Source organism: Streptococcus oralis (assembly GCF_026782345.1).
Taxonomy (GTDB): Bacteria; Bacillota; Bacilli; order Lactobacillales; family Streptococcaceae; genus Streptococcus; species Streptococcus oralis_CK.
The window spans coordinates 52,521-59,798 of the sequence record NZ_JAKUWI010000005.1 but is presented as its reverse complement, the minus strand read 5'-3'; the positions used below and the strand labels follow the sequence as shown (position 1 = coordinate 59,798).

At 41.6% G+C, this 7,278-nt stretch carries 8 protein-coding genes; 2 read left to right on the top strand and 6 right to left on the bottom strand.

Going from position 1 to position 7,278, the window contains the following annotated elements; all coding sequences use genetic code 11:
* Positions 1-45 precede the first annotated feature (45 nt).
* Positions 46-1,407 (bottom strand): 23S rRNA (uracil(1939)-C(5))-methyltransferase RlmD, encoded by a 1,362-nt coding sequence (rlmD, locus tag MK405_RS09170; RefSeq protein WP_268704860.1) that lies wholly within the window; start codon positions 1,405-1,407, stop codon positions 46-48.
* Between the two features lie 37 nt (positions 1,408-1,444).
* Between rlmD and recX the strand changes: the two genes are divergently transcribed.
* Positions 1,445-2,221, top strand: coding sequence for a recombination regulator RecX (recX, locus tag MK405_RS09165; RefSeq protein ID WP_268704859.1), 777 nt, complete (start codon positions 1,445-1,447; stop codon positions 2,219-2,221).
* 88 nt (positions 2,222-2,309) lie between these two features.
* Positions 2,310-2,843, top strand: coding sequence for a nucleoside tri-diphosphate phosphatase (gene ntdP / locus MK405_RS09160; RefSeq protein ID WP_000775318.1), 534 nt, complete (start codon positions 2,310-2,312; stop codon positions 2,841-2,843).
* A gap of 70 nt (positions 2,844-2,913) precedes the next feature.
* Here the strand turns inward: ntdP and MK405_RS09155 are convergent, their stop codons facing one another.
* From MK405_RS09155 to MK405_RS09135, 5 genes are all read right to left on the bottom strand, one after another.
* Complete coding sequence (locus MK405_RS09155; protein ID WP_000567567.1) at positions 2,914-3,681, bottom strand: epoxyqueuosine reductase QueH; 768 nt, start codon at positions 3,679-3,681, stop codon at positions 2,914-2,916.
* Positions 3,682-3,806: 125 nt separating this feature from the next.
* Positions 3,807-5,429, bottom strand: a complete 1,623-nt coding sequence (gene groL / locus MK405_RS09150; RefSeq protein WP_000031560.1) for a chaperonin GroEL — start codon at positions 5,427-5,429, stop codon at positions 3,807-3,809.
* A 15-nt stretch (positions 5,430-5,444) separates the two neighbouring features.
* Positions 5,445-5,729 carry a co-chaperone GroES gene (gene groES / locus MK405_RS09145; RefSeq protein WP_000917326.1) on the bottom strand — a complete coding sequence of 95 codons (285 nt, stop codon included), beginning with the start codon at positions 5,727-5,729 and terminating at the stop codon, positions 5,445-5,447.
* Positions 5,730-6,037: 308 nt separating this feature from the next.
* A complete protein-coding gene (locus tag MK405_RS09140) occupies positions 6,038-6,433 on the bottom strand; it encodes a single-stranded DNA-binding protein (protein ID WP_000282457.1) in 396 nt (131 codons plus the stop codon).
* A 78-nt stretch (positions 6,434-6,511) separates the two neighbouring features.
* The gene (locus MK405_RS09135) at positions 6,512-7,273 is read right to left on the bottom strand and encodes an SDR family NAD(P)-dependent oxidoreductase (RefSeq protein ID WP_268704858.1); all 762 of its coding nucleotides are present in this window, start codon (positions 7,271-7,273) and stop codon (positions 6,512-6,514) included.
* Positions 7,274-7,278: the final 5 nt, after the last annotated feature.

Below are 7,278 nucleotides of genomic sequence, written 5' to 3'. Positions count from 1 at the left end.
TTATACCTACTTTTCCTCCTTTGTCAAGAACTTTTTTCAGTGAATTTAATTTTTTCTTTTCTTCACTAACTTAACCACTGCTTCTGTCCGTGCAGTGTGGGGAAACATATCGACCGACTGGATATACTGGAGATCATAGACTTTTACTAGTTTAACCAAATCTCGTGCCAAGGTCGAAACATTGCAGGATACATAGACCATTTTTTCTGGGACATAGGTCAGGATGGTATCCAACAGCTTATCATCTAAGCCTGTACGAGGAGGGTCGACTATCAAGGCTTCTGCTCGGTAGCCCTCTTGATACCAGCGGGGGATAATCTCTTCAGCTGTACCAGCTTCATAATAGGTATTATCAAACCCCATTCTTCGAGCATTTTGCTTGGCGTCTTCAATGGCTTCTGGAATAATATCCATTCCTCTGAGACTCTTGACCTTATTTGCGAAGGCAAATCCGATCGTCCCGACACCACAATAGGCATCAATCAGATGGTCTTCTTCACTAATATCCAGGGCCTTAACTGCTTCACTATAGAGTATTTCTGTTTGCTCCGGATTGAGCTGATAGAAGGCACGGGGTGAGAGAGAAAACTCATAGTCGAGTACTCCTTCTTGAATGCTCTCTTGGCCCCAGATAATTTCTGTCTTCTCACCATAGATTTCACTTGATTTTGCTGTATTTGTATTGACAGCAACCGTGACAACTTCTGGAAAATCATTAACTAGGTCCTTGACTAGTTGATTCAAATTAAGCTGGCGATTCGTGACAACAATAATCTGAACTTGCCCCGTTTTTCTTGCTCTGCGTACCATGATAGTGCGAACACCTAGCGTTTTTCTCTCATCGGTAATAGGGATTTGGTGGTAAGTAAGAAGTTCAGCTAGGCGATTCGCAATCACTTGGGTTTCCTTATCTTGCACTAAGCAGTCTTTCAATTCTACGAGGTAATGAGAGTTTTGCGCATACAAACCTGCCTTGACCTGATTGTTGAATTTTCGGGTCTGAAATTGCAACTTAGCACGGTAGTACTTTGGTTCCTGCATTCCGATAGTTGGACGGATTTCATAGTTTTCATATCCTGCAGGAGCAAATTTTTTCAAGGCTTGGTGGAGCAAATCCGTTTTGAACTCTAACTGTTTGTCATAGTGAAGGTGCATGATTTGGCAACCGCCACATTCATTATAAATCGTACATGCAGGTACGACTCGAAATTTAGACTTCTTATTAACCTTTAGCAATTTGGCTTCAACAAAGTTACGTTTAATAGAAGTAACCTGACAATAGATATCTTCTCCCTTGAGGGCGCCAGGTACAAAAACGAGGGTTTTCTGGTAAAAACCGATTCCCTCACCATTAATGCCCATACGCTTGATTTTTAAAGGTATTTTTTGTTTGACTTTCAGATTCATACCCCTATCTTATCACATTTTAGGGTATAATAGAACTATGAAAATCACAAAACTTGAAAAGAAAAAACGCCTCTACTTGATGGAACTAGATGAACAGCAAACCTCTTATATCACGGAGGATACCATTGTCCGTTTTATGTTGTCTAAAGATAAGGTGATTAGCAAGGAAGAATTGACCGAGATACAGGGCTTTGCTCAGTTTTCTTATGGGAAGAATCTCGCTCTCTACCATTTATCCTTCAAGGCTCGTACTGAAAAGGAAGTAAGAGAATATTTGAAAAAGTATGATCTTGATAAAAAAATCACTAGTCAAGTTATCGCTAATCTTAAAGAAGATAACTGGATTAATGATCGTCAGTATGCCTACTCTATCATCAATGCAAATCAACTTTCTGGAGATAAGGGACCTTATGTGCTAGCTCAAAAACTGTCTCAAAAAGGGATTGCCAAATCAACTATTGAAGATGTTTTAAAGGATTTTGATTTTTCAGAGGTTGCTCAACGTGTGGCGGAGAAACTTCTAAAAAAATACACGGGAAAGCTTCCCGCTCGTGCCTTGCAAGATAAGATTATCCAAAACTTAACGAACAAAGGCTTCTCCTATTCTGATGCTAAGAATGCCTTTGACGATTTGGACAGTCAAGTCGACCAAGAAACGACTCAAGAACTCATTTTTAAAGAGCTAGACAAACAATATGCTAAGTATGCTCGAAAGTATGAAGGATACGAACTTAAACAGCGTTTAACCCAAGTTTTAGCTCGAAAAGGCTATGATTTTTCGGATATAGCCAGCGCTCTCAGAGAATATCTTTAATATTTTCGTGTAAAATTCAAAAAAATTAGACCGATTTATGATATAATAGTAAACGATAAACTTATAAATTGTAGAAAGTTGGTTAGTTATGAAACTTCCAAAAGAAGGCGACTTTATTACAATTCAAAGTTATAAGCATGATGGGAGTCTTCACCGTACTTGGCGAGACACCATGGTACTAAAAACAACAGAGAACGCCATTATCGGCGTCAACGACCACACACTTGTTACCGAAAGTGACGGTCGTCGTTGGGTGACTCGAGAACCCGCTATTGTTTACTTTCACAAAAAATATTGGTTTAATATCATTGCCATGATTCGTGACAATGGGATTTCCTACTATTGCAATATGGCCAGCCCCTACTATCTAGATGAGGAAGCCCTGAAATACATTGATTATGATTTGGATGTCAAGGTTTTCACTGATGGTGAAAAGCGTCTCTTGGACGTTGAAGAGTATGAGCGCCATAAACGCAAAATGAAGTATTCTGATGATTTAGACTATATTTTGAAAGAACATGTTAAAATCCTTGTTGATTGGATCAACAATGGACGCGGTCCTTTCTCAGAGGCCTATGTCAACATTTGGTACAAACGCTACATAGAACTAAAGAATCGGTAAAGTTGTCAAGCCGGGGTGAGAGCCCTGGTTTTTTTATTTTAACAACCCAGCTTTACAGCTGGGTTAATTGCTATATATCTAATTTAGTAACAGTAAACTTGATATGAGAATAATCTTTTTCAACATCCTTATCCAACAAGAAAGCCGTGGCGTCCTTCTTAACCTGAACCAAATCAATATTTTGAGCCTGGGCTGCATAGACGCATCCACAATAACATTGACGGTAGATATCATACTCTTCACACATCTCCACTGATCGTTTATAGCCTTGATTTTTCTTGAAATCACTTGGGAGATAGTGGGTGGTATAAATCTTTTGCACATCAATTCCGATACTGTTGATGGTTTGAGAATTCTTATGGGGACTGATGGTCAAGGCTGAACCAAAGTAGTCAAAACCCAAGTCCATAGCTACCTGTGCTGTTTTGTCCAAACGGTAGTCAAAACAAACCTTGCAACGATCGCCACCTTCTGGTTCTTCTTCCAGTCCTCTGACTAACTTCCGGTATTCATTGGGTTCATAGGGAGCTTCTAGGTACTGGACCGTATTTCCTGTTCGCTCATTGAAATCACTGACAAATTTCTTGGTGACGTAAGCTCGCTTGTGGTATTCTGCCTTGGGATGGATATTGGAATTGGCAAAATAGATGGTCACATCTGCATACTTGGTCAAATATTCGAGGGTATAGGTACTGCAAGGGGCACAGCAAACATGCATGAGAATAGTGGGACGTTGCTCATTTTTCTCCCAAACTTGAACCATTTTCTGCATGACACGGTCATAATTAATCTTCTGATTGGGATTCATCTTGCTCAGAATTTCTTCTACATCAATCATGTTCTTCTCCTTTTTCTAGTTTTATTTTATCATATAAGTTAGGAGAGCTCAAATCAATTTTAGAAGAGAAAACCATAAAAGGAGGGATGCATGTTCCCTCCTTTTGTGTTTTTTATAAGTTGCTTTTACATCATCCCGCCCATCATGCTTGGATCCATTGCTGGAGCTGGGGCAACTGGTTCTGGTTTATTGGCTACGACTGCTTCTGTTGTCAAGATCAAGCTGGCTACAGATGCTGCATTTTGAAGGGCTGAACGGCTCACTTTAACTGGGTCGATGATTCCTTCTTCAATCATATTGACCCATTCGCCAGTTGCTGCATTGAAGCCTGTACCAACTTCAGCATTTTTCAAACGGTCAATAACAATAGAACCTTCGAATCCCGCATTGTGGGCGATTTGACGAACAGGCTCTTCCAAGGCACGGAGAACAATATTGCGTCCTGTTGCTTCATCTCCTGTCAATTCCAAATCAGCTACGGCTGGAATGACATTGACAAGAGCTGTTCCACCACCTGCAACGATTCCTTCTTCAACGGCTGCACGAGTAGCGTTGAGGGCATCTTCAATGCGGAGTTTCATTTCTTTCAACTCAGTTTCAGTTGCAGCTCCGACCTTGATGACTGCGACACCACCTGACAATTTAGCCAAGCGTTCTTGGAGTTTTTCACGGTCGAATTCAGAAGTTGTAGTTTCGATTTGTGACTTGATAACCGCAACACGGTGGGAAATGGCTTCAGGATTTCCAGCACCTTCTACGATAACAGTGCTATCTTTGTCCACAGTTACTCTCGCTGCTTGACCTAGCGCCTCAATAGTAGCGTCTTTCAACTCAAGGCCAAGATCTTCTGTGATGACTGTTCCGCCTGTCAAGATAGCGATGTCTTCAAGCATCGCTTTGCGACGGTCACCGAAGCCAGGTGCCTTAACTGCTACTACGTTGAAGGTTCCACGAATCTTGTTCAATACAAGAGTAGGAAGAGCTTCACCATCCACATCATCTGCAATAATCAAGAGAGGACGGTTGCTTTGAAGAATGCTTTCTAAGAGTGGCAAGATTTCTTGGATATTGGAAATCTTCTTGTCAGTAATCAAAATGTATGGATTTTCAAGATCAGCCACCATTTTTTCGCTATCTGTCACCATGTACTGTGAAAGGTAACCGCGGTCAAACTGCATTCCTTCAACGACTTCAAGCTCTGTTTCCATACCACGTGATTCTTCAATAGTGATGACACCATCTTTGCCAACTTTTTCCATAGCTTCAGAGATGTATTCGCCGACTTTTTCAGAACGAGAAGATACGGCAGCAACTTGAGCGATGGCTTCTTTATTAGCAACTGGAATGGCATTGTTTTTCAAAGCTTCTACTGCTGCGGCAACCGCTGCTTCAATCCCACGACGAATGCCGATTGGGTTGGCACCTGCAGTGACGTTTTTGATTCCTTCGCGGACGATCGCTTGGGTCAAAACAGTTGCAGTAGTTGTCCCGTCACCTGCGATATCATTTGTTTTTGAAGCTACTTCTGATACCAATTTGGCACCCATATTTTCAAAATGGTCTTCCAACTCGATTTCTTTGGCAATGGTCACACCGTCATTGGTAATCAAAGGTGAGCCAAATGATTTTTCCAACACAACATTACGACCTTTTGGTCCTAAGGTTACTTTAACAGTGTCTGCAAGGATATCGACACCACGAACCATAGCTGAACGAGCATCAGATGAAAATTTAATTTCTTTTGACATACTTACTTTCTCCTTCTATTCTTCAATGATAGCCAAAATGTTAGCTTCGCCAACGATGATGTACTTTTCATCGCCATCTTTGACATCAATACCTGCATGGGCTTCAACTAAGACACGGTCTCCAGGCTTAACGCTTGGAGCAACCAAGTCACCATTCAAGGTACGAACACCTTGTCCAGTAGCTACAACTTGGGCTGTTTTTGTTTTTTCTTGGGCTGAGCCTGCAAGGACAAAGCCTCCAACAGTTTGTTCTTTTTCTTCGATTTTCAAGACCACACGGTCTCCTAATGGTTTCAACATCTGTTTTCCTCCATGATAAACTACATATCATTAGCACTCTTTATATCTGAGTGCTAATTTATAGTTCTATTGTATCACTTGGTCAGAAATAGTCAAGAAAAAAGTCTGACTTTGGCAAGATAAAAAGCCTGAGACCAACTCAGACTTTTCAATGTTTATACTCAATGAAAATCAAAGATCAAACTAGGAAGCTAGCCGCAGGTTGCTCAAAGCACTGCTTTGAGGTTGTAGATAAGATTGACGAAGTCAGTTACCTATACCCACGGCAAGGTGAAGTTGACGTGGTTTGAAAAGATTTTCGAAGAGTATTAAAATGGCAATTCCTCCTCTTCCAAGACCAAATCTGCCAAATCCTGTCCTGCGTTATTTTCACGCATAGCACGTTGGGCGCGGCTTTCCAAAAGTTGGAATCCTGTGGCAAGGACTTCAGTCACATAGTTCATCTGGCCCTTTTTCTCGAAGCGACGGGTACGAAGTTCTCCATCCACAGAGATAAGACTACCTTTAGTTGCGTAGCTTGCCAAGGTTTCAGCCAATTTTCCCCAAAGAACCAAATTGACAAAATCAGCTTCACGTTCCCCATTTTGGTCTTTGTAACGACGGTTCACAGCGATAGTTGCTCGCGCTACCGACTTGTCATTGTTGGTTTTGTGCAATTCTGGTGTAGACGTCAAGCGCCCGATCATGATAACTTTATTATACATATTTTCTTCCTCCTACTTATCTATTCGCAAGGAATCAAAAAAAAGTTACAAAAATTTATAACTTTTCGAGAAAATTCTTTATTTTTTATGAACCATGAAACCTGTCGCCTGTTGATTGGCCATAATGGTCATATCTGTAATCTGCACACGACGGGGCTGATTGGTCACATAGACCACTGTATCTGCAATATCCTGAGCTTGCAAGGCTTCGATCCCCTGATAAACCGTCGCAGCCCGCTCTTTGTCACCATGAAAACGAACTGTAGAGAAATCTGTTTCGACAATCCCCGGTTGAATGGTTGTCACCTTGATGTCCGTTGCGATCGTATCAATTCGTAGTCCATCTGAAAAGGTTTTAACTGCTGCCTTGGTGGCTGAATAAACTGCTGCACCCGCATAGGCATAAATTCCTGCGGTCGATCCCATATTGATAATATGACCCTGATTGGCTGCTACCATAGAAGGCAAGAAACAGCGAGTAACCGCCATCAAACCCTTCACATTGGTATCCAACATGGTCAGCATATCCAACTCTTCATAGTCCTGATAGGGAGCCAAGCCAAGAGCTAGTCCCGCATTATTGACCAAGATATCAATCTGCCTTATCGTTTCCAAAATATCGGAGCAGACAGTCTTGACCATAGTCATATCCGTCACATCCAGTGGAAAGGTCCAAACTGTTTGATTTGGAAAAGTTTCTGCAAACTCTGACTTGAGGGCCTCTAATCTGTCTGTCCGTCGCCCTGTTAGAACGACATTCTCCCCCTGCTCTAGATAAGCACGCGCAATCGCTTCACCGATTCCTGAGGTCGCTCCTGTAATCACTACATTTTTCGCCATCTTAT